Source organism: Methylobacterium nonmethylotrophicum, from assembly GCF_004745635.1.
Taxonomy (GTDB): Bacteria; Pseudomonadota; Alphaproteobacteria; order Rhizobiales; family Beijerinckiaceae; genus Methylobacterium; species Methylobacterium nonmethylotrophicum.
On sequence record NZ_SRLB01000037.1, the window covers coordinates 1 to 20916 of the forward strand.

Sequence of the window (20916 nt, forward strand, 5' to 3'; positions counted from 1 at the left end):
CTCGGGGCGGGATCGTTGCCGCTGGTGCCGAGATGGGCGACGCTGCCGGAGAAGCTCAGGTTTCCGTCAGTCAGGCTTGAGAAAAGAACGTTGGCGAGCGTAACGGTTTGTCCGTTATTTCCAACGACGAGATCGGATCCTTGCTGAACAAACGTCAGATTTGCCGCCGAGTACCCGGAAAACGACAAGATATCTTGCGCCGGATTGAAGGCGAAGCGCTGGCCGATCCGATCATTGAAAATGTACGTGGCCATCCGAACGCCCCCGCGCGCCAATCATCAACCCGCCTGTGCTTTCACGCACTTGGCACAGTTTGCGGTGCTTCTAGCAAGATATCTGAGACGAGATCAACGCTTTATCGTTCGAAAATCGAACTTGTCTCGGATGGTACAATTCTTATTTAAATTGATAAATTTATATATTGACAGCAAACAGGGGGCTGAATGATGTCTTCTGTCACGACATGTCGCACCTGGCCGATTGAGTTACTCCGGATCCGATCGAAATGATCGGCTTTCTTCAAAGCTCGCGATTTCCATGAGGTGAATAAAAAATCCCCACCGGATTCGGCCGTGACAGGGCCGATTTCGGCATCCAGAAGCAATCGGGGAATCGATTATCGGGGAGTGGCGGAAATTTTCAATGACTTATTAATGTAATTCTTGATTATTGTATTGTTTTATTATCGTTGCTTGATCGAATGGGCTGGAACACACCGCTGATTTCGCAATATAAAATTATGTAAATCTTTTATCACGACGTCATTACATCTTTGCCCTTTGAGGAAGCACTGTTACCCATCTGCATCATGGTCGCACTGTCGCGACGGCGGCGGGCACTGGAGCTGGATGCAGCAAGCTGTCTCCGGCCCTATCGCTCTGCGCCTGCACACCGGTCGCGCCGGGCCGGCCGCACATCCGGTTGACCGGCTCCCGAATCGGGCCACCCGGGCGCAGCCCGGCCGGTCTCGCCTCGCCATCGCCCAGGATGGTGCCGGCGCGAAGGCGGGTGAAGGCCCTGAGGATGTCGCCCGCCGCACCGAGGCGGCCGTCAGGGCCTCGGCAGCCCGGTCGACCGGGTCTCCTGGCACATCGCACGCCGCAATCGGCTGCTGGATCGCCCGGACTCCGCCTGTCCGCGATGGCCTCGGACCCGACGAGCCCGGTGTTGCGAAACGGCACGGTCCCCCGGTGACGGCGGGCCGGCGCGATGGCGACGGCGGGCGGTGATGCGTCGGGGACAGGGCCGACCCGGCCCCGTCGCGACCGGGTCGACCGTCGGGATGCAGCGCGTCGTCACCAGCTCGTCAGCGCCGAGCGCTTCCATCGGTTCGTGGCGACGCAGACGTAGACGTAGCTCGTGCCGCTGCCGTCCGTACCCCAGGACATCTCGCCCGTGCTGCACGTCGCCGTCGCGGAGGCCGGCACGCGCTGCGAGGCCAGGCGGAGCGAATCGCCGGCGCTGACGATGTTGCCGGAATCGGTCAGCCCGTAGACGGATCTGCCGCCGACATCGTAGGTCATCAGGCCGTTGTTGAACCTCCAGCTCCTGTCGTTGTTCGCCGTGAACGCGATGCTCTGCCCCTGGGCAAGGTTGATGGCCGGCCCGCCGGTCGAGAACGTCGCGAAACGGAAATCGATTCCGCGGTCGAAATCGGTGCTGACGAAGTTGGACCCGAATGCCAGGCCGATCCCGAACCGGTTGGCCGTGGCACGGTCGGCCACTTGCCGGACGAGGCGCAGACCGACACCCATCGTCGCGGCGGGCCCGGAATAGGCGTGGCCCGGCCCGTCATGCGGTCGGGCGATGACGATGTCCAGGCCGACCCGGGCGGAGTGGGCGTCGGTCCCGTTGGCGGCGACGATCTGCTCGATGCCGAGCAGCGGTGACCGGGGGTCTGCGGTTTTCGTGTGGTCCGTCGTCTCGTTGGCCAGCGACCACGTCCCGGACGTGCCCCATTGGTTCGCCGTGAACCGGCCGCTCGCATTCTGCGCGGCGGTGTTGGCGTAGTTGTCGATGATGCTGAGCAGGCCGTCCTCGTAGTTGGCGTTTCCGGGAGAGACGCGGTTGATGATGCGGACAGCCGCGTTCTCGAAACCGCTCGACCCGCCCGTATAGGTCGAGACGCGCTGGAAGCTGAACGTGGCGGCCTGATCGGGCGTGTTCGTGTGGTCCTGCGCGGTGAACCGGTTGCAGGGGCCGGGCACCGCCGATGCGCCGGAGGTGTTGCACAGGAGCGAATAGCCCGGAACGGCCGGCAGGCGCGAGAACGGCACGGGCGCCACCGCCAGGTCGGCCAGGCGCGTCGCGGCCGAACCACCCCGCGGGGTGACCGTCATCCCCGACACGTCGCCGGTGCCGCCGTCCTGGAGCGTGCGCACCCAGGTCGATCCCTGAAGCGCGCACGGCACCCTCGGCCCGCTCGATCCGGAGGCGAAGCACAGGTCCTGCGCCGCGGTGCCGGCGGAGGTCAGCCCCTCGGCCTGGGCGATGCCGAGGCCGGCGAGGGTCAGGAGGGGCACGAGGAACAGGCGCATGGGTCGAATCCCGGGGGTTGAGGGCCGCGGCGGGCGAGCAAGGGACTCACCTGGGTCGCGGCCGCCAAAAAACCCGTTCGGCCCTGGCCCGACCTGCGGTAGAGACGGGCCACGATGCTGACCGAGAACGTCGTCCGTCCGGCTCCCGGGCGCTCCGCCTTCCTCCGGCCCCGGATCCTGCGGCGGCCTGCGCGCCTGCGCCGGGCCGGCACCGTCGGGCTGGTGCTCTACGCCCTCGTCCTCGGGGCGGGCCTGGGGCTCGCCAGCGCCAACTGGGCGACGCGGGGGCGCTACCCGTTCGGGGGCGTCGCCCTCAACGCGTGGACGGCCTGGCCGAGGATCGGCTCGCGGGAGGCCGACCCCTACGTGCGGGCGATCCACGCCCGCACCGGCGAGATCCCGCTGGCGCTGGGCGAGGGCCTGCTCCTCACCGCGCTCACCGACGATGCCGGGCACCGGCTCGATCCGTCCTGCCGCTACCGCATCGCCGGCGCCACGCCGCCGGCCCGGGCCTGGACCCTGACGGTCGAGCGGCGGGGCCAGGCGAAAGCCCTGCCTCAGGCCGGCACCGCCGCCCCGCCGCCGCGCACCGGCTTCACCTCCACCGAGGTGCTGCGCGACCGGGACGGCCGCTTCGCCGTGGCCCTGAGCCCGACCGTGCAGCCCGGCAACTGGCTGCCGATGCCCGAGGGCGAGGGCTCGATCCGGCTGGTCCTGCGCCTCTACGACACGCCCGTGGCGGCGAGCACCGGGGTGCTCGAGCGCGAGGGCGTGCCCTCGATCACCCGGGAGGATTGCCCGTGACGCCGCTCGGCCGCTTCATCCTGGCCACCCTGTGCGGGCTCGTCCTGGCGGGGCTCGTGCACGTCGCGGTGGTCCTGGCGATCCCCTTCCTGGCCGACGGCGACGCTATGACCCGCTCGCGCGCGACGCTCGCCAACGACACCTCGGTGCTGGTCCACGCCGTCGCGACCGGCGGGCCGCCCGAGCCGCCGCAGGACAAGACGGCGCCGGCGCAGGCACCGGAAGACTGGCTGCCGCCGCAGGATCCGGCGGTGGCTTTGGGCGTCTGCGCCTACGACCTCGACGACGGCCCGGTCCGGATCACCGCCGAGACCGGCCCGCTCATCGAGACGATCGCGCTCCACGGGCGCAACGGCGCCTACTACGCCATCACCGACCAGGCGGCGGTCCGGGGAACCGTGGAACTCGTCATCATGACCCGGCGCCAGTTCGACGAGGCGCTGGCCACCGCCGACGAGGACGAGCGCAACCGCGACGTGCGCATCGTCGCGCCGAGCCGCGAGGGCTTCGTCACCGTGCGGGTCCTCGCCGCCCTGCCGAGCCAGCAGGCGCAGGCCAACCAGGCCGCACGCTCGGTTTCCTGCACCATCGACGGGCCGGACGAGTAGCGGGCGATCGGGGCTGACCGCGTCAGCCCTTGCGCACCAGCACCGCCGCGGGCTCCGGTGCCACGAGGCCGCAGCGCGCCTCCGCATCGGGCGGCAGCAGCGGCTCGAGGAGGCCGCGCCGCGCATCCAGGAAGGCGAGCGCCCGCTCGCCCGCCACCGCCTCGTCCTCGGGCGCCGCCACCAGGAGATGCTCGAGGGCGTAGCGGTAGGAGGCGGAGCGCGCCGCCGTCTCCAGCCGCACCCACGCGATGAGGCAGCGGTTCTCCGCCACCCGCATCGCGGCGCTGCGCACGTCGCGGTCGTCGAGGGTGGCGATGAAGGGCAGGCTCTGCAGCCGCGTCAGGTCGGCCCGCACCACCCGGGCGGCGGTCTCGGCGAAGGCCGGGATCAGCCGGCCGTCGGCCACGAGGTCGTCGGAGAGGCGCCGGTAGAGCGACACCACCGAGCGGAACGGCCCGGCGGTGATCGCCTCGTAATAGGCGGTCGGGTCGGAGAGGCGCCAGCCCACCGGCAGCACCCGGGCGCGGGTCAGGTTGCTGAGGGCGGCCTCGAAGGCGTTGCGCTCGCGGGCCGGCATCAGGAAGCGCCAGGCGCGGTCGCGCAGGGCCCGCTCGTCCTCCGTGAACGGGAAGAGCGAGGCCGGCTCGCCCCGCTCGTGCGCCGCGAAGGTCCCGGCCGCATCGATCAGGCTGTTCCAGGCGGTCGGGGCCGGGCGGCCGAAATCGCCCTGCTGGACGCAGGCCGCCACCAGCGGCAGGGCAAGCAGGAAGCCGGCGCGCCGCATCAGGCGCGGCCGCTCACGCCCGGCAGCACCGCTCTGGCGGCCGCCCCGGGGCGGGCAATCCGGGCTCGGCAGGGTCGGGCAGCCTCTCATAGCGCACTCCCGTGAACAGCAGAATCGTGCCGCGGACCGCGTCCGCCGCGTGGGGGTCGGCCGCGCGGCCTTCGGCCCGGCGCGGGCGTCCCGTCCGGAACGGGATGATGTCCGCCGAGGGACGTCGCTGTGGGCCGACCATGCGTTCTCTCCCGCCTCCGTCACGTCCCTCCGGGACCGCCGCCCATCGCGGCGTGGCAAGCGGACGAAACCACGGACATGGTTAATGGACTGTTTCCGCAAGCGCCGTCCGGGCTTCGGGCCGGCCCACGGCGTAAACCATCGGTGACCGGCCCGAGGCGTCGTCCCCGTTGTCCCCAGGGCCGCGGCGCGCCGGTTCCCACAGCCTTAAGCGTCGCTTTACGGGGAGGCTCGCATTCTCCGGGTCGCCTTCCAGTCCTGCGTACCCGACCGCCCATGGCCCGCTCCGCCGCCGACGCTCCGCCGGACCTGTCCGGCCTCCTCGACCTCGCGCGAGACCGGCGTCTCGACATGAAACCGGTCCTGCTGCGGGTGCAGACGGACCTCTTCCGCGCCGCACCGGTGCGGGACGTGGCGACGATCCGGGCCTTCGAGGCACTGGCCTGCGGGCTGATCCCGACCGTCGATCCCGCCACCGCCGAGATCGTCGCCCAGAAGCTCGCGCTGCTCCCCGACACGCCCCAGAGCGTCCTGGCGCTGCTCGCCGCCCATGGCGGGGGCGCCCGCGACGCGGTGCTGGCGCAGAGCCCGGTCCTGTCGACGCAGGTGCTCGACGCGGCCGGCACCGGTCCGGAGCTCGACGCGATCGTGGCCCTGCGGCAGGATCTCGGCCGGGCCGTGGTCGAGGACCTGAGCCTGCGCGACGAGCCTGAGGTCGACCTGGCGCTCGCCCGCAACACGGCCGCGCCGCTCGCCGGGCCCGCCCTCGAGCGGCTTGTGGAGCGGGCGCGCCGGCGGCCCGACCTCGCAGCCCAGCTCCTCGCCCGCGACGACCTGCCGGCGGTCGACCTCGCCCCGCTCTACCTCCAGGCCGGACCGGAGCGCCGGGCGGCGATCCGCGACGGGGTCGCGGCCCGCGCGGCGCTGCGGCCGCAGGGCCGGGCCGGGATGCGCGCCGCCGGCGCGGCGCTCACCGCCTTCGCGGGCCGGGGCGAGCCGGAGCGGTTCGAGGCGGCCCTCGGCGAGGCCCTCGGGATGCCCGGCGTGAGCTTCCGCGCCACCGAGCCCGAGCGGCGCGACCTCCTGGCCCTGGCTTTGCGCGCCGCCGACCTCCTCGAGGAGGAGGCAGTCTTCATCTTCCTGCGCCTCGATCCCTCGATCGCCCGCTCGGTCGAGGCGGTCTTCGGCCTCACCCACCTCTTCCGCGCCATGGACGCGGCGACGGCGCGCGATCTCGTGGCCTCGATCCTCGGCAGCGAGCCTGCCGCCCGCAGCGCGACGCCCGAGCAGCACCGCCCGGTTCACGGGCCGGCCTCGCCGCGCCTGCGCCCGGCCGCCGCGCCGGCCCTGCGCCCCAGCCTGCCGGAGCGGACGCGCAAGACCCGCTGACGCAAGACCCGCCGGCGGAAGACCCGCCGACGGACCCGGCACGCGGTGCGGGCGCGACGGTTTCCTCCCGGTCGCGAAATGGTCTAGGCGTGGCGTCCCGGACGCGGCGCCGACTGACGAACAGGACGGACCCGCGGCGAGAGAACGAGAAACGCCTCGGAGGACCTCGTGAGTGCCAGCCTGCCGGTCGCCCTGCCCGATATCGGCGACTTCAAGGATGTCCCGGTCGTCGAGATCCTGGTCAAGCCCGGCGACCGGATCGCCGTCGACGACCTGCTGATCAGCATCGAATCCGACAAGGCCACCATGGAGGTGCCCTCGCCGGTGGCGGGCGTCGTCGGTGAGATCCTGGTGGCGCCGGGCACCCGGGTGTCGCAGGGCACGCCGATCCTGATGGTCGACACCTCCGGCGAGGCCGCCGTGCCGCCGCCGGCACAAGCGGCCGTCCCGCAAGCCGCGCCTGCGCCCCAAGCCGCGCCTGCGCCCCGAGCCGCGCCTGCGCCCCGAGCGGCGGCCGCGCCGCCACCCGCCCCGGCGGCGAGCCCCGCAGCGGCGACCGCGCCCCCCGCCTCGTCCGACATCCACGCCTCGCCCTCCGTGCGCGCCTATGCCCGCGAGCTCGGCGTGGATCTCGCCGGCATTCCCGGCACGGGCCCGCAGGGGCGCATCCTGCGCGAGGACGTGCTGGCCTTCGTGCGCGGCCAGATGGCGGCACCCGCCCCCGCCGCGGCGTCCGTGCCGGTCGCCGCCCCCCCGCCCGCCCCGGCCTCCGGCATCGGCGCCGGGCTGCCGGCCTGGCCGCAGGTCGACCACGCCAAGTTCGGCCCGGTGCGGCGCGAGGCGCTGTCGCGCATCCAGCAGATCTCCGGCCAGGCGCTCGCCCGCAACTGGCTGACGATCCCGCACGTCACCAATTTCGACCATGCCGACGTCACCGAGACCGAGGCCCTGCGCCGCGACCTGAACGGCGCCGGCCGGCCCGGCAGCCACAAGGTCACGATGGTGGCGATCCTGATCAAGGCGGCGGCCGCGGCGCTCCGGGCCTATCCGCGCTTCAACGCCGCGCTCGAGGGCGACGGCCTGATCCTGAAGGACTACGTCCATGTCGGCTTCGCGGTCGACACGCCGCGGGGCCTGCTGGTGCCGGTGGTGCGCGACTGCGACCGCAAGGGCATCGTCGAGATCGCCCAGGAGATGGGGGAGCTCGCCGAGCAGGCGCGGTCCGGCACGCTGCCCCCCTCCGCCATGCAGGGCGGCGGCTTCTCGGTCTCGTCGCTGGGCGGCATCGGGGGCGACGGCTTCACGCCGATCATCAACGCGCCCGAGGTGGCGATCCTGGGCGCGGCGCGCTCGCGCATCGAGCCGGTCTGGGACGGCAGCGCCTTCCAGCCGCGGCTGATCCTGCCCTTGAGCCTGTCCTGGGACCACCGGGCGGTGGACGGCGCCGCGGCGGCCCGCTTCCTCTCCCATCTCGCCGCCGTGCTCACCGACCTGCGCCGGGGCGCCCTGTGATCCGGGCTGTCACGCCGGCCGATCACCCGGCGCTGGCGCGGCTCTTCGAGGAGATGCAGGCCTACTACGCCGTGCCCTGCCCGCCTCTGGCGGAGATCGAGGCGGCGCTCGCCGGGCGACCGGCCGGCACCGAGATCCTGGTGGCGGAGGACGGGGCGGCGCTCGCCGGCTTCGCGGCGTTCTCGGCGATCTATCCCGGGCCGGGCCTCGCCGGCGGCCTCTTCCTGAAGGAGCTGTTCGTCGGCGCCGCCCATCGCGGCGCCGGCCACGGCCGGGCCCTGGTGCGGGCGGTGGCGGCCGAGGCCGTCGTTCGCGGGCTCAAGCGCGTCGACTGGACGGCGGATGCCGGCCGGCCCGAGCTCCTCGCCTTCTACGAGGGGCTCGGGGCGCTCCGGAAGCCCGACAAGGTGTTCTTCCGACTCGACGGCGAGGGGCTGGTAAAGCTCGGCGGGCCGGCATGACGCCGATCGCGAGGCGTGGGCTGCGATCGCTCGACGCCGCGGAACGTCCCGGCCTCGAAAGCGGAGAGGGATGGGATTCGCGCCCGATCCGCCCGACCCTTCGACGGTTTGCCCATGGTCGGAAGCGCGAGCCGAGCCGCCGGCCAGTCCAGGCGGCTCGGTTGCGGGTACGGTCCATGGGGGCTCGCCTGACGGAGCGGCTCTGCGAGACCGGGGCTGCCGTCATGGCCGCGTCCTGAGGATCACGGCAGGCAAGCCGGTGCCGGCTCGAATCTTCACATCCTTTAATATTGTCGCTGCCGACTTTTGGTAAATGGAGTTCGACGACCCTTGCTTGAGGATCGCACGAATCCATCGGCCGACCAGGCGCGTGAAGCACCGGGACTCGGGCGGATACTGACGCCATGGCATACGAAGAAAAACACAATTTGGATTCTCGCGCGAAGGATCGATCGGTCCAGGCAGATGTGTCGCTTTTCAGGACTGCATTGGATGGGATTGGAGAAGCGGTCATTATCACCGACTCGCAACTGAGTCCGCCCGGACCCCGTATCGAGTACGTCAATTCCGCCTTCTCCCGAATGACGGGCTACTCGGCCGACGAGGTCGTCGGACAGACGCCGCGCATCCTGCAAGGTCCCTTGACCGACCGTACGGTGCTGGATCGCCTGCGTTCCGATCTGGAGATGCGCGAAGCCTTCCAGGGCACCAGCATCAACTATCGCAAGGATGGCACGGCATTTCGCCTCCATTGGCACATCACACCGCTGCGCGATCGAACCGGGGAGCTGACGCACTGGATCGCCCTCCAGCGCGAGCTCACCGCTGACACGGCGATCGACGAGCCGCAGGAGCAGGGGGTGCACCGTGTTCGCCAGATCACCGGCCAAGCGGCGGCACGCTTGGCTGAAACACTTCCTTCGTCCGGCGAGGCGATCCGGCGTCGAGACCGAGGCACACCGGATCCGCGCGACCTGCAGAGGGAGGTACGCGACACCCTCGCCACCGTGCGCTCCATCGCGCGACGAACGGCGGAGACCCACGAGACGGCCGAAGACTACATCATGCACTTCGACGGGCGGATCGGTGCACTCGCCCGTCTGAAGAACGCCGCCATCCAACCGGACGGCCACAGCCTGGAATTGGGATGGCTGATCGCACAAGAACTCATGGCCTTCGACACTTCGGGCGAGAATCGTGTGCGGATCAAAGGGCCGAGAATCTATCTTCGACCACGAGCCGCCGAGATCATAGGGCTCGGCATTCATGAACTCGCAACGAATGCCCTCAAGTTCGGGGCGTTGTCCGGGGCGAGCGGTCGCGTGGCGGCCGGCTGGCGTATCGAATCGCGCGGGGCAGTGCCCCGGGTCGTCTTCCGATGGGTGGAAAGCGGGGCGTCAGAGTCGGTGAGCTTACCCAAGCACAAAGGGTACGGCATAAATTACCTGGAATCGATCATGCCGCGCGATCTCGACGCACAGGCAGAATTCAATTTCGCCACTGGCGGCATGACTTACAAACTGATGATACCGTTGGCTGATCCGATCAATCGCAAGCGTTAAGCATTTTTGGAGAGATGCAGGAATGCGGGATCAAATTCCGAGAATTCACACAATCGATCATAGTCGATTATTTTTACATATCCCCTCTGGCACTGTATGAGATTATTATTGCGCAATGATTGCATGATGCGATTTATATGAACGAACGATACCGCGATAGCGTCCGCCAGATCGACTTGCGTCAGACGCAGATCGCAGCTGTTGTCGCGCGCCAAGCCAATCGTCTGTAGCCGCACCAGCAATTCGCAGAAGAGGTGACCCAGGCGCCGGTCAGCCGGGCGACTATCGTTGACGAGCCATTCTCGCTCTATCTCCAGCTCAACGAGTGTTGCCCACCACAACCCCTGGGCGATACCCGGGTGCCTTGCGGCCAAGTCCAGGAGTGCCTGACGCTGCACGTCGACGACCTGGCAGCGCGTGAGCGCCCCCAGGTGCCAATGCGAGGCGAAATGTGCTGACGCATGGAGATCGTACAAGTCTCCCGGCAGCAGAAAATGCACGATGCGACGCTGTCCATCGGGGCGGAATTTATAGCGGCATGCGATACCACTCAGAATCAGAGGGATGGTCTGAGTGGATCGACTCTGCGCGATATCTTCCCGTGCCTGTATGCAACGAGATTTCAACACCAGCGCGTGAAGAGCGTCCTGCTCCACCTGCGACAAGAACCCAGCATGGTTCAGCCGTTGGATCAGGGGGTTGGCAGTCATCCGCCTCTCGTCACCGCTCTGATTTGCAGCCATCGATACGGGCTCATGGGCCAACAGGAGGTCACTCCAGCGGATCCGGGTGCGTAAAGCACGCTCCGACCTGGGTGACGATCAACATGAGCTCCGCTTGCACTATTGACGTCTGCTGAGGCGCGGGGTTGGGGCATGCTCGCACTGACCGACGAATACGCGACCCTTGGCCTCGGCACGGGTCCGGATCCTGGGAGAACGGAGTCGGACGGCCTTGTCACACTTCGTCCGATCCCTGGCCGGCCCGACGGGTCGCGCTTCACCCGGACGCCCGGCCCCCTGACCCTGGATCGTCGACCGCCCGCACGCTCCCCGGACGGGGGAGGCGCCGTCGCGGTCGAAGCGCCGGCGGACCTCCGGAGGCGTCGTTGCCGCCGCCGGCGCCGAGGTCTAAGCTCCCGCCATGGACGAAAGCGACGCCCTCCTGGCGGCCCTTCACCGGACGGCCGAGCCCGACGCCGCACGGGCAGTCGAGCACCTGCTCCGGCACGGACGCGACGAGGACCTGGCACGGATCAACGCCGTGCGCCTCGCCGCGGAGGCCGGCCTCGACGACGAGCCGGTGATCGCCGCTTTGCTGCACGGGGCGCGGCTCGGCCTCGTGGAGATGACCTGGAACGTGCTCTGCCCGAGCTGCGGCGGCGTGTTCGAGGCGCCCAGGAGCCTGCGCGGCGTGCGGCAGGGCTCGTATCACTGCGCCTTCTGCGCCCTCGACAGCGAGCCGGTCCTCGACGACACGGTCGAGGTGACCTTCACGGTCAGCCCCCGCGTCCGGCGCATCCGCGCCCACGACCCCGACGGGCTCGACGTCTGGGACTATCACCGCCAGGTCTTCTTCGGCTCCGGCGTCGCCTTCCCGGAGCCAGAGACCTTCGCCGCCCTGGCCCAGCGGGCGCTGGTCGAATCGGTCGCGCTCAAGCCCGGCGACCGGATGATCCTCTCGCTGCAGGTCGGGCCCGAGGCGCTGATCGTGCTCGATCCGGTCACCCATGCCGCCCACGGCATCGCGGTCGAGGGCGAGCCGACGCGGGAGCGCCAGGACCTCGCCCTGGTGTTCGACACCCGGGCCGCCTCCGGCCGCGACACCGTCCAGCCCGGCGCCTTGCGCCTCGCCCTCGACAACCGCAGCGACGGGCGGGTGCTGCCGACGATCTTCCGCGTCGGGCCGGAGCTCGACGCGCTGCTCGGCGGGCGGCAGCCCTACCTCACCGCCAAGCGTCTGCTCAGCAACCAGACCTTTCGCGATCTCTACCGCACCGACACGCTCGACATCGACCAGCGGCTGAAGATCCTCAGCCTCACCTTCCTGTTCACCGATCTGAAGGGCTCGACCGAGCTCTATGCCCGGGTCGGCGACCTCGTCGCCTACGACCTGGTGCGGGCGCATTTCCGCATCCTGCACGAGATCGTCGCCGCCGAGGGCGGGGCGGTGGTCAAGACGATCGGCGACGCCGTGATGGCCACTTTCCCGGCGCCGCACCAGGGAGTCGCCGCGGCGCTCGGCATGCGGGCGGCGATGCAGCGGCTGAACCGCGAGCGCGGGGCGGACGACCTCGTGCTCAAGATCGGGCTGCACGAGGGGCCCTGCCTCGCGGTGAGCCTCAACGACCGCCAGGATTATTTCGGGCAGACCGTGAACGTCGCCGCGCGGGTGCAGCAGCTCGCCACGGCGGGCGGCATCTTCGCCACGGAGTCGGTCCTGTGCCACGAGGAGGCCGCGCGCCACCTCGCCGCGCGGCAGGTCACGGCCCGGGCCGAGCTGCGCTCCTTGCGCGGTATCGGCGAGCCGGTGCCGGTCTACGAGTTCACCTGAGGTCGGGCGGAACGCCCTGCTCGACGAGCCCCAGCCGCGGCACCACCGTGCCGGGGCCGAGGATCGCCCCCGGCGCCACGACGGCGTTCGCCCCGAGCCGCACGCCATCGCCCACGAGGGCGCCGAACTTTGCCAGCCCCGTCGCGATCAGTGCCCCGTCGTGCCGGAACGCCACCGTGGCCCCCGGCCACTCGTTGCGGTGGTTCGCGATCACCGCGCCCGCCTCGAGATTCACGCCCCGGCCGAGCACGCTCTCGCCGACGAAGTTGAAATGCGCCAGCGCCGTGCCGGCGAACACGAACGACGCCTTGAGCTCCGCCCCGGGCCCGATCGTGCAGGCCTCCTCGAGCCAGGCGCCGCCCCGCAGGGTCGCGCCGTGAGCGATGAGGCAGCCCGGCCCGACGACGAGCGGGCCTTTCAGCACCGCGCCGGACTCGATCCGGGCGCCGCGATGGACCGCGACCTCCTCGGCGACCGTGTAATCCGCCCCGAGCCGGGCGAGGAGCCGGCGGACGATGTCGGCCGCGGCGGCGGTGAGCGCCCAGGGCGGCTCGGCCGCGAAGGGCGCGAGGGCCGAGGTGGGAAAGGCCTGGATGTGGCGGGTGAGCAGGGTCATGCCGTGAGTCGTGAGCCTCGGCGTTCGTCCGGCCCGCTCTCAGGCACCACCTGATCCCACCGCCAGCTCACAGATCCGCCGCGTCACCCGCCACGACGCCGCGAAGGCCGGCACCGGCAGGAACTCGAACCGCGAGTGGAAATTGCAGGCGCCCGTGAAGTAGTTCGGCGTCGGCAGGCCGCGGGCCGAGAGGGCCGCGCCGTCGGTGCCGCCGCGCATTGGGATCTGGTTCGGCGTGATCCCCTCCGCCTCGAGCGCGGCGAACAGAAGGTCGACGGAGCGGCGGTCGTCGCCCAGGCTGTCGTGGATGTTGCCGTAGGTGTCGGTGATCCGGCATGCGACCCGGCCGGTGGGATAGAGCGCGGCGATCTCCTCGGCGACCGCGTGCAGGCGCTCTTTGCGGGCCGCGAAGGCGGCGCGGTCGAAGTCGCGGATCATCGCCTGCAGGCGGGCCTCGCCGGAATGGGCCTGGAGGCCGTTGAACCAGATGTAGCCCTCGCGCCCTTCCGTGTTCTCCGGCGTCTCCGTGCGGTCGAACCGGGCGATGAAGTCGTGCGCCATCAGGAGCGGGTTCACCATCACGCCCTTGGCCGACATCGGATGGGCGCTGACCCCGGTGAACACGATCTCGGCGCTCGCCGCGTTGAAGGTCTCGATCACCACCTCGCCGACCGCGCAGGCATCGATCGTGTAGGCGAAGTCGCAGGGAAAGCGCGCGAGGTCGAGGGCCTTGGCGCCGCGCAGCCCGATCTCCTCGTCGGGCACGAAGGCGACCAGGATGTCGCCGTGCGGGTCCTCGGGAGTGAGGGTGGCAAGCAGCGTCATCACGACGGCGATCGCCGCCTTGTTGTCGGCCCCGAGCACGCTGGTGCCGTCCCCGACGATCACGTCCTCGCCGACGTAACGCGCGATTTCCGGGTGCTCGGCGACCCGCAGCCAGACGTCCTCCGCCCGGTTGAGGCAGAGGTCCCGGCCCTCGAAGCGCAGGACCTGCGGGCGGATCTCGGGCGAGAGGCCGACATCGACGGTGTCGAGATGGGCGACGAAGCCGATCCGCGGGGCGCCCGCGCGGGTGCCGGGCTTTCGCGCCGTCAGGATCGCGTGCGCGTCGAGCACGATGTCCTCGAGACCGAGGCCGCGCAGTTCATCGGCCAGCAGCGCGGCGAGGGCGCGCTGGCCCGGGGTGCTCGGCAGGGTCGTCGCGCGGGCATCGCTCTGGCTCGGCACCGCGAGGTAGCGGAGGAAGCGCGCGACCAGCTGCGCTCTGAGATCCGTCTCGTCCGGCATGTCGTACGGCTCCTCAGCTCAGCGCGACCGAAAAGCCGCGCTGCACCGCCGGCCGCGCCATCAGCGTCTCGTACCACCGCTTCACGTTCGGGTACTCGGCGAGGTCGACCCGGTGCCGGGCGTGGCGCCAGGCCCAAGCCAAGATGGCGAAATCGGCGATCGAGAGCTCGCCGGCGACGAACGCGCCCTCGGCGAGGCGCCGGTCGAGCACGCCGTAGAGCCGGTGCGTCTCCTTCTGGTAGCGCGCGAGGCCGTAGGCGCGGTCCTTCTCGTCGACGCCGAGGAAGTGGTGGACCTGGCCCGGCATCGGCCCGAAGCCGCCCATCTGCCACATCAGCCACTCCATCACCTGGACCCGGCCGCGGCCGGTCGCGGGCAGGAAGCGCCCGGTCTTCTCCGCGAGGTAGACCAGGATCGCGCCGGATTCGAACACCGAGATCGGCGCCCCATCCGGGCCTTCCGCATCGACGATCGCCGGGATGCGGTTGTTCGGGCTGATGGCCAGGAAGGCCGGCTCGAACTGCCGGCCCTTGGTGATGTCGACCGGCTCGACCCGGTAGGTCAGCCCCATCTCCTCCAGGGCGACGCTGATCTTGCGGCCGTTCGGCGTGTCCCAGGCGTAGAGCTGGATCATGATGCGCATCCTCCGGTGCGGGCGGGACCGTAGGACGGTTCGGGCGCGGAGTCGCGCCGGTTGTGAGCGGGATCGCTCGCGGCTGGTCCGCTCCCGCGGCATGGCCGCCGCAGGCGTGGACGCGCCGCCACGGCCTGCGACATCGGCTCCGGGATGAAGGAACCAACTTACCCGTACTGAGTATCTCCACACGACGGGGCGGCCGAGGTTGCCCGGGGGAGGTTGCGAGACCGCGAGGCGCATGGCGCAGATCTTTCGTCCCGGCGCGGACACCCTGGCGCGCCTGGCCCTGGCGGCAATCGCCGTGCTGCCGGTCCTCGCGGTCGGGCTTGCGTCCACGCTCTGGCGCTCGCCCTACGCCACTGCCCAGGACGTGACCCGCGAGCAGCCGGTGCCGTTCAGCCACGAGCACCATGTCGGCGGGCTCGGGATCGACTGCCGCTACTGCCACAGCTCGGTCGAGACGGCCGCCTTCGCGGGCATCCCGCCGACGGAGACCTGCATGAGCTGCCACTCGCAGATCTGGACCAACGCGCCGATGCTGGCGCCGGTCCGCACCAGCCTGGCGGAGGGGCGCCCGCTGGTCTGGCGGCGGGTCCATGCCCTGCCGGACTACGTCTACTTCAACCACGCGGTCCACGTCGCCAAGGGCGTCGGCTGCGCGACCTGCCACGGCCCGGTCCAGACCATGAAGCTGGTGCGCCAGGTCGCGCCCCTCACCATGGGCTGGTGCCTCGATTGCCACCGGAACCCGGCGCAGAACCTGCGGCCGCGCGAGGCGGTGTTCGACATGACCTGGACACCGCCGGAGGACCAGGAGCGGCAGGGCGCGCGGCTCGCCGCCGCCACTCACGTCAAGTCGCCGGCGCGGCTCAGCGAGTGCTCGATATGCCACCGCTGACCGCTCTCGACCGCCGCGAGGCCCTGCGGCTGCTGGGCGCCGGCATCGCGCTCGCCGCCGGCGGCTGCTCGCGGCCGGACGAGGAGATCCTGCCTTACGTCCGCCAGCCCGAGCAGCTGCTGCCCGGGGTGCCGGCGCGCTACGCCACGGCGCTGCCCCTCTCCGGCTGGGCGCGCGGCGTCCACGCCATCGCGGTCGACGGGCGGCCGATCAAGATCGAGGGCAACCCGCTCCATCCCGGCAGCCGCGGCGCCACCGACGTCTTCCTCGAGGCCGCGATCCTCGACCTCTACGACCCCGACCGCTCCCGGGCGCCGCGCGAGCGGATCGCCGGCATCGGTTCCTGGGAGGCGTTCGGCAAGGCCTATGCCCGGCCGCTCTCCGAGGCGCGGGCCAGGGCCGGAGCGGGCTTCCGGCTGCTCACCGGCCGCATCACCTCGCCGACGCTGCTGCGCCAGATCGCGGCCTTGCGCGAGGCGATGCCGGAGGCCGCCTGGCACGTCCACGAGCCCCTCGACGCGGCGAATGCCCGGGCCGGCGCCGCCCTGGCCTTCGGGCGCCCGTTGCGCGCCCTGCCCCGGCTGGACCGGGCCGAAATCGTGGTCTGCCTCAAGGCCGATCCCCTCGGGCCGGGGCCGGACCAGATCCGGCTGTCCGGTGCGCTGATGGAACGCCGGCGCGATCCCTCCCGGTTCGGCCGGCTGTTCGTGGCCGAGAGCCTGCCGACCCTCACCGGCATCAAGGCCGACGAACGCTGCGCCCTGCCGCCGGCGGCGACGAGCGCTCTCCTCGCCCATCTCGCCAACGGCTTCGGGGCGGGCCTGCCCGATCCCGGCCTGCCGGAAGCCGCGCGACGCTTCGCGGAACAGATCTTGACCGACCTCCGGGCGCATCACGGCCGCGCCGTGGTGCTCGTCGGCGAGGCGCTGGAGCCCCCGTTCCACGCCCTCGCCCACTGGCTCAACGCCCGCCTGGCCGCCCCGGTCGACTGGATCGAGCCGCCGGATGCGCTGCCGGGCCATGCGCCGGGCGACCTCGCGGGCCTCGCGCGAGACATCGCGGCGGGCGAAGTCTCGTGCGTGGCCATCCTCGGAACCAACCCGGTCCAGACCGCGCCGGCCGATCTCGGTTTTTCGGACTTGCTGCGGCGGGTGCCGTTCAGCGTCCAGGCCGGCACCCATGCCGACGAGACCGCCGGGGGTACGCACTGGCACCTGCCGCTCGCCCACGACCTCGAAGCCTGGTCCGACCTGCGCGCCACCGACGGCACCGCGAGCCTGGTCCAGCCCCTGGTGCGCCCGCTCTACGGCGGCCGCTCGGTGCACGAGGTCCTGAACCTGCTCACCGGCGCGGAGGCGCGACGCGGCTACGACATCGTGCGGGAGACGTGGCAGAACCATCCGCGCCCGGACGGGAGCGGGTTCGAGGGCTGGTGGCGCCGCTGCCTGCACGACGGCACGATTCCCCAGAGCGCCGCCGCGCCGGTGACCGTGCCCGATCCCGCGCTGCCGGCGCTGCCGCCCGCGCCGGCCCCGTGCGACCTCGCCCTCCTCCTCACCCCCGACCCGGCCCTGTGGGACGGGCGCTTCGCCAACAATGCCTGGCTGCAGGAATGCCCGCACCCGGTGACGAAGCAGGTCTGGGGCAACGCGCTCCTCCTCTCGCACGGCGAGGCGGCGCGGCGGGGTGTCAAGGACGGGCAGACCGTGAGCCTCACCGTGCACGGCACCTCGCTGATCGCCCCCGTCGCGGTGGTGTCGGGTGTCGCCGACGGGGTGGCGGGCCTGAGCCTCGGCCACGGCCGGGCCCGGGCCGGGCAGATCGGCAACGCCGTCGGGGTCGACGGCTACCGGCTGACGCGAGGCGGCGCGGCGCGGCTCATCCGCGACGTCACCCTCACCGCCCTCGACGGGAGGCGGGAGATCCTGCGCACGCAGAACTACACCCAGATCGAGGGCGAGACCGAAAAACTGTTTCCGCGCATCGACCTCGCGGCGCTCGCCTCGGCCGAGCCGAAGGGCAACGGGTCGGACCAGCCGACGCTGCTCGAACCCTGGACCGGGGATTCCGACGGCCACGCCTGGGGCATGGTGATCGACACCGCCGCCTGCATCGGCTGCAACGCCTGCGTCATCGCCTGCCAGTCCGAGAACAACGTGCCGGTGGTGGGGCCGGAAGAGATCGCCCGCGGGCGGATGATGCACTGGCTGCGGGTCGACATCTACGACGCCGGAAAACCGGAGCGGATCGAGGCCGGGTTCCAGCCGGTGCCGTGCATGCATTGCGAGCACGCGCCGTGCGAGCCGGTCTGCCCGGTGGCGGCCTCGGTCCATGACGGCGAGGGCCTGAACCTCCAGGTCTACAACCGCTGCGTCGGCACCCGCTTCTGCGAGGCGAACTGCCCCTACAAGGTCCGCCGCTTCAACTTCTTCGGCTACGCCGACGGGCAGGAATACGCCAGCCTCGGCGCCGCCCCGGTGCGGGCGCAGCGCAACCCCAACGTCACGGTGCGGGCCCGCGGCGTGATGGAGAAATGCACCTACTGCGTCCAGCGCATCGCGATCGAGCGCCAGGCCGCCGAGCGCGACGGGCGCCCGATGGGCGAGGTCTCGACGGCCTGCCAGTCCGCCTGCCCGACGCGGGCGATCCGCTTCGGCGACCTCAACGCGAAGGGCAGCCCGGTGGCGGCGCAGCGCCAGGACCGGCGCCACTACGCCCTGATGGAGGAGCTGAACACCCGGCCCCGCACCACCTACCTGGCGGACTTGCGCAACCCCGTCCGGGAGGACCGGACGTGAGCGGAGAGCCCCATCCGCTGATCGACGCCGAGCGCCTCGGCTACGGAGCGATCTCGGCGGCGGTCGCCGACCCGATCCAGCGCGAGGGCTTCGGCCGCGCCTGGGCGATCGCGCTCGTCTGCACCCTGCCCCTCGTCGTCCTGACGCTGGGGGCGATCGGGGCGGTGCTGACGGTCGGGATCGGGCTGTCGGGGGTGAACACCACCGTGGTCTGGGGCTTCTCGATCGCCAACTACGTCTGGTGGATCGGCATCGGCAATGCCGGCACCCTGATCTCCTCGATGCTGCTGCTGACGCGCCAGCGCTGGCGCGCCTCGATCAACCGCTTCGCCGAGGCGATGACCCTGTTCGCCGCAGGGATCGCCGGGCTGTTTCCGATCATCCATCTCGGCCGGCCGCTCTACGCCTACTGGCTCGCGCCCTACCCGAACACCATGGACCTCTGGCCGCAATGGCGCTCGGCCCTGGTCTGGGACTTCTGGGCGATCCTGAGCTACCTCCTGTTCTCCGCCCTGTTCTGGTTCACCGGCCTGCTGCCCGACCTCGCCACGATGCGCGACCGGGCGCGGACGCGGGCCGGCCGGGTGGTCTACGGCGCGCTGGCCCTCGGCTGGCGCAACTCCGCCCGGCACTGGCGCGCCCACGAGACCTACCACCTCACCATGGCGGCGCTCGCCGTGCCGCTGGTCTGCTCGGTCCACTCGATCGTCGGGCTCGACTTCGCCGCGAGCCTGATGCCCGGCTGGCAGGAGAGTCTTTTTCCGCCCTACTTCGTCGTGGGCGCGATGTTCTCGGGCTTCGCCATGGTGGTGGTGCTGGCGATCCTGATCCGCTGGGGCCTGAACCTGCAGGCGATGATCACGCGCGCGCATTTCGACGCCATGGCGAAGGTGATGCTGTTCGCGTCGATCGTGATGGCGTTCGCCTACGCCACCGAGTGGTTCACCGCCTGGTACGGCGGCGAGCACGCCGACCGCACGGTCGTCGGCTACGTCTTCACCGGCGATTACGCCCCGCTCTACGGCCTGCTCCTGGTCTGCAACTGCTTAGTCCCCCAGGCGCTGTGGTGGCGCCGGGTGCGGCGCAGCCTGTGGGCGCTGGCGATCGTCTCGGTGCTGATCAACATCGGCATGTGGCTCGAGCGGATCCTGATCGTCTGGAACACCCTCTCGCACGGCCACGCCGTCACGCTCTGGCGGACCTATCACACCAGCCTTTACGACCTCGCGATCCTGGTGGGACCGCTCGGGCTATTCGCCTTCCTGTTCCTGGTTCTGGCGCGCCTTCTGCCGATCGTCTCGATGCACGAGGTCCGGCAGCTGGCGCGGGACGAGGGGGCGGCGTGATGGGCAGGCAGGCTCGCCCCCAACCCTCCCCCTTGTGCGGCAGGGCTGTCTGGAAAAGAACCTTGCGCGGGATCCCCTCTCCCGGCGATGCCGGGCTTGCCCGGTATCGCTGCAAGGTGTGGGAGAGGGGTAGGGGTGAGGGTGGAGACAGGTCAGGATCAAGCACGAAACGTCGAGCTGCCAGCACGACGGCTCAAGTTCTACTCAGAACCGTGTCACCCTCACCCCTACCCCTCTCCCACACGGGAGAGGGGATCCCGCGCTTATTTTTTGTCACCGGTTGTCCGTCCCGTAGTGAGATGCGCACGAGCCGGCGCGCTCTTCCCGGATCTCGGGAGGCGCGCCCGTGACCACGCCCCTCCTCGCCGAGTTCGACACCCCCGACGCCCTCGTCTCCGCCTGGCGCCGCGCCCGGAGCGAAGGCCACCGCGCCATCGACGCCTTCACGCCCTTCCCGCTCGAAGAACTCGCGGAGGCCTTCGACCCCGCCCCGCGCTGGATCCGGCCCGCGATGGCGTCGGCCGGCTTCGGCGCGGCGGCCGCGATGTACGCCCTGCAATGGTGGAGCGCCGTCCGCGACTACCCGCTGAACTCCGGCGGCCGGCCGCTGCACAGCTGGCAGGTCTTCGTGCTGGTGCCGTTCGAGGTCGGCGTGCTGGCCGCCGCCGTCGCGGGCTTCGTGGCCTTCCTCGTCACCTGCGGGCTGCCGCGGCTGCACCATCCCTTGTTCGTGATGCCGCAATTCGAGCGGGCGAGCCAGGACCGCTTCCTGCTCCTCGTCGCCCCGACGGGCGATCCGGCCGCCTTGCGCCGGCTGCTGGAAGAGGCCGGCGCCGCCTTGGTCGCGGAGACGCATCCGTGACCGGCCGGCTCCTCGCGCTCCTCCTGCCGGT

The 20916-nt window shown here is 70.8% G+C and carries 18 protein-coding genes; 11 read left to right on the top strand and 7 right to left on the bottom strand.

What is annotated here, in order from left to right:
• Nucleotides 1–254, bottom strand: a 254-nt coding sequence (locus tag EU555_RS30700; protein ID WP_135419134.1) for a hypothetical protein, incomplete at its 3' end; no start/stop codon positions are given.
• 1041 nt (nt 255–1295) lie between these two features.
• On the bottom strand, nt 1296–2537 hold the full coding sequence (locus EU555_RS30705; RefSeq protein ID WP_135419135.1) for a hypothetical protein: 1242 nt from the start codon (nt 2535–2537) through the stop codon (nt 1296–1298).
• A 114-nt stretch (nt 2538–2651) separates the two neighbouring features.
• Here EU555_RS30705 and EU555_RS30710 point away from each other — a divergent pair, with 114 nt between their 5' ends.
• The gene (locus EU555_RS30710) at nt 2652–3341 is read left to right on the top strand and encodes a DUF1214 domain-containing protein (RefSeq protein ID WP_135419136.1); all 690 of its coding nucleotides are present in this window, start codon (nt 2652–2654) and stop codon (nt 3339–3341) included.
• Nucleotides 3338–3949: a DUF1254 domain-containing protein gene (locus EU555_RS30715; RefSeq protein WP_135419137.1), complete on the top strand. Its 612-nt coding sequence runs from the start codon at nt 3338–3340 to the stop codon at nt 3947–3949. The genes EU555_RS30710 and EU555_RS30715 overlap by 4 nt, the downstream gene beginning before the upstream one ends.
• A gap of 22 nt (nt 3950–3971) precedes the next feature.
• Here the strand turns inward: EU555_RS30715 and EU555_RS30720 are convergent, their stop codons facing one another.
• Entirely contained in the window at nt 3972–4733 is a 762-nt protein-coding gene (locus EU555_RS30720) for a hypothetical protein (RefSeq protein ID WP_135419138.1), read from the bottom strand.
• 507 nt (nt 4734–5240) lie between these two features.
• Between EU555_RS30720 and EU555_RS30730 the strand changes: the two genes are divergently transcribed.
• The 4 genes from EU555_RS30730 to EU555_RS30745 all read left to right on the top strand — a co-directional run bounded on the left by EU555_RS30730 (nt 5241) and on the right by EU555_RS30745 (nt 9888).
• On the top strand, nt 5241–6353 hold the full coding sequence (locus EU555_RS30730; protein ID WP_135419140.1) for a DUF2336 domain-containing protein: 1113 nt from the start codon (nt 5241–5243) through the stop codon (nt 6351–6353).
• 168 nt (nt 6354–6521) lie between these two features.
• Nucleotides 6522–7865 (top strand): 2-oxo acid dehydrogenase subunit E2, encoded by a 1344-nt coding sequence (locus tag EU555_RS30735; protein WP_135419141.1) that lies wholly within the window; start codon nt 6522–6524, stop codon nt 7863–7865.
• Nucleotides 7866–7918: 53 nt separating this feature from the next.
• A complete protein-coding gene (locus EU555_RS30740) occupies nt 7919–8326 on the top strand; it encodes a GNAT family N-acetyltransferase (RefSeq protein ID WP_135419173.1) in 408 nt (135 codons plus the stop codon).
• A gap of 404 nt (nt 8327–8730) precedes the next feature.
• A complete protein-coding gene (locus EU555_RS30745; protein ID WP_135419142.1) occupies nt 8731–9888 on the top strand; it encodes a PAS domain-containing protein in 1158 nt (385 codons plus the stop codon).
• Here the strand turns inward: EU555_RS30745 and EU555_RS30750 are convergent.
• A complete protein-coding gene (locus EU555_RS30750; protein WP_167858720.1) occupies nt 9885–10598 on the bottom strand; it encodes a Crp/Fnr family transcriptional regulator in 714 nt (237 codons plus the stop codon). The two genes, EU555_RS30745 and EU555_RS30750, sit on opposite strands and share 4 nt — an antisense overlap.
• Nucleotides 10599–11031: 433 nt before the next feature.
• On the opposite strand from EU555_RS30750, the gene EU555_RS30755 reads away from it, so the two are divergent.
• Nucleotides 11032–12441: an adenylate/guanylate cyclase domain-containing protein gene (locus EU555_RS30755; protein ID WP_135419144.1), complete on the top strand. Its 1410-nt coding sequence runs from the start codon at nt 11032–11034 to the stop codon at nt 12439–12441.
• Here EU555_RS30755 and EU555_RS30760 read toward each other — a convergent pair.
• From EU555_RS30760 to EU555_RS30770, 3 genes are read right to left on the bottom strand one after another with little or no spacing between them, the layout of a single operon-like run.
• Nucleotides 12434–13057 (bottom strand): LbetaH domain-containing protein, encoded by a 624-nt coding sequence (locus tag EU555_RS30760; RefSeq protein ID WP_135419145.1) that lies wholly within the window; start codon nt 13055–13057, stop codon nt 12434–12436. The two genes, EU555_RS30755 and EU555_RS30760, sit on opposite strands and share 8 nt — an antisense overlap.
• A gap of 39 nt (nt 13058–13096) precedes the next feature.
• Nucleotides 13097–14344, bottom strand: a complete 1248-nt coding sequence (gene pepT / locus EU555_RS30765) for a peptidase T (protein ID WP_135419146.1) — start codon at nt 14342–14344, stop codon at nt 13097–13099.
• A 13-nt stretch (nt 14345–14357) separates the two neighbouring features.
• Nucleotides 14358–14978 (bottom strand): glutathione S-transferase family protein, encoded by a 621-nt coding sequence (locus EU555_RS30770; protein ID WP_425375170.1) that lies wholly within the window; start codon nt 14976–14978, stop codon nt 14358–14360.
• A 241-nt stretch (nt 14979–15219) separates the two neighbouring features.
• Here EU555_RS30770 and EU555_RS30775 point away from each other — a divergent pair, with 241 nt between their 5' ends.
• The 4 genes from EU555_RS30775 (at nt 15220) to EU555_RS30790 (ending at nt 20885) form a co-directional block, all read left to right on the top strand.
• Nucleotides 15220–15879 (top strand): cytochrome c3 family protein, encoded by a 660-nt coding sequence (locus tag EU555_RS30775; protein ID WP_135419147.1) that lies wholly within the window; start codon nt 15220–15222, stop codon nt 15877–15879.
• The gene (locus EU555_RS30780; protein ID WP_135419148.1) at nt 15867–18677 is read left to right on the top strand and encodes a 4Fe-4S dicluster domain-containing protein; all 2811 of its coding nucleotides are present in this window, start codon (nt 15867–15869) and stop codon (nt 18675–18677) included. The genes EU555_RS30775 and EU555_RS30780 overlap by 13 nt, the downstream gene beginning before the upstream one ends.
• On the top strand, nt 18674–20023 hold the full coding sequence (nrfD, locus tag EU555_RS30785) for an NrfD/PsrC family molybdoenzyme membrane anchor subunit (protein ID WP_135419149.1): 1350 nt from the start codon (nt 18674–18676) through the stop codon (nt 20021–20023). The genes EU555_RS30780 and nrfD overlap by 4 nt, the downstream gene beginning before the upstream one ends.
• 346 nt (nt 20024–20369) lie before the next feature.
• Complete coding sequence (locus EU555_RS30790) at nt 20370–20885, top strand: DUF3341 domain-containing protein (RefSeq protein ID WP_135419150.1); 516 nt, start codon at nt 20370–20372, stop codon at nt 20883–20885.
• Nucleotides 20886–20916: the final 31 nt, after the last annotated feature.

Coding starts and splice junctions, on each gene's coding strand:
- EU555_RS30780 (WP_135419148.1), top strand. CDS start 15,867: ATGCCACCGCTGACCGCTCTCGACCGCCGCGAGGCCCTGCGGCTGCTG.
- EU555_RS30750 (WP_167858720.1), bottom strand. CDS start 10,598: ATGACTGCCAACCCCCTGATCCAACGGCTGAACCATGCTGGGTTCTTG.
- EU555_RS30720 (WP_135419138.1), bottom strand. CDS start 4,733: ATGCGGCGCGCCGGCTTCCTGCTTGCCCTGCCGCTGGTGGCGGCCTGC.
- EU555_RS30760 (WP_135419145.1), bottom strand. CDS start 13,057: ATGACCCTGCTCACCCGCCACATCCAGGCCTTTCCCACCTCGGCCCTC.
- EU555_RS30745 (WP_135419142.1), top strand. CDS start 8,731: ATGGCATACGAAGAAAAACACAATTTGGATTCTCGCGCGAAGGATCGA.
- EU555_RS30740 (WP_135419173.1), top strand. CDS start 7,919: ATGCAGGCCTACTACGCCGTGCCCTGCCCGCCTCTGGCGGAGATCGAG.
- EU555_RS30705 (WP_135419135.1), bottom strand. CDS start 2,537: ATGCGCCTGTTCCTCGTGCCCCTCCTGACCCTCGCCGGCCTCGGCATC.
- EU555_RS30775 (WP_135419147.1), top strand. CDS start 15,220: ATGGCGCAGATCTTTCGTCCCGGCGCGGACACCCTGGCGCGCCTGGCC.
- EU555_RS30770 (WP_425375170.1), bottom strand. CDS start 14,978: ATGATCCAGCTCTACGCCTGGGACACGCCGAACGGCCGCAAGATCAGC.
- EU555_RS30710 (WP_135419136.1), top strand. CDS start 2,652: ATGCTGACCGAGAACGTCGTCCGTCCGGCTCCCGGGCGCTCCGCCTTC.
- EU555_RS30730 (WP_135419140.1), top strand. CDS start 5,241: ATGGCCCGCTCCGCCGCCGACGCTCCGCCGGACCTGTCCGGCCTCCTC.
- pepT (WP_135419146.1), bottom strand. CDS start 14,344: ATGCCGGACGAGACGGATCTCAGAGCGCAGCTGGTCGCGCGCTTCCTC.
- EU555_RS30755 (WP_135419144.1), top strand. CDS start 11,032: ATGGACGAAAGCGACGCCCTCCTGGCGGCCCTTCACCGGACGGCCGAG.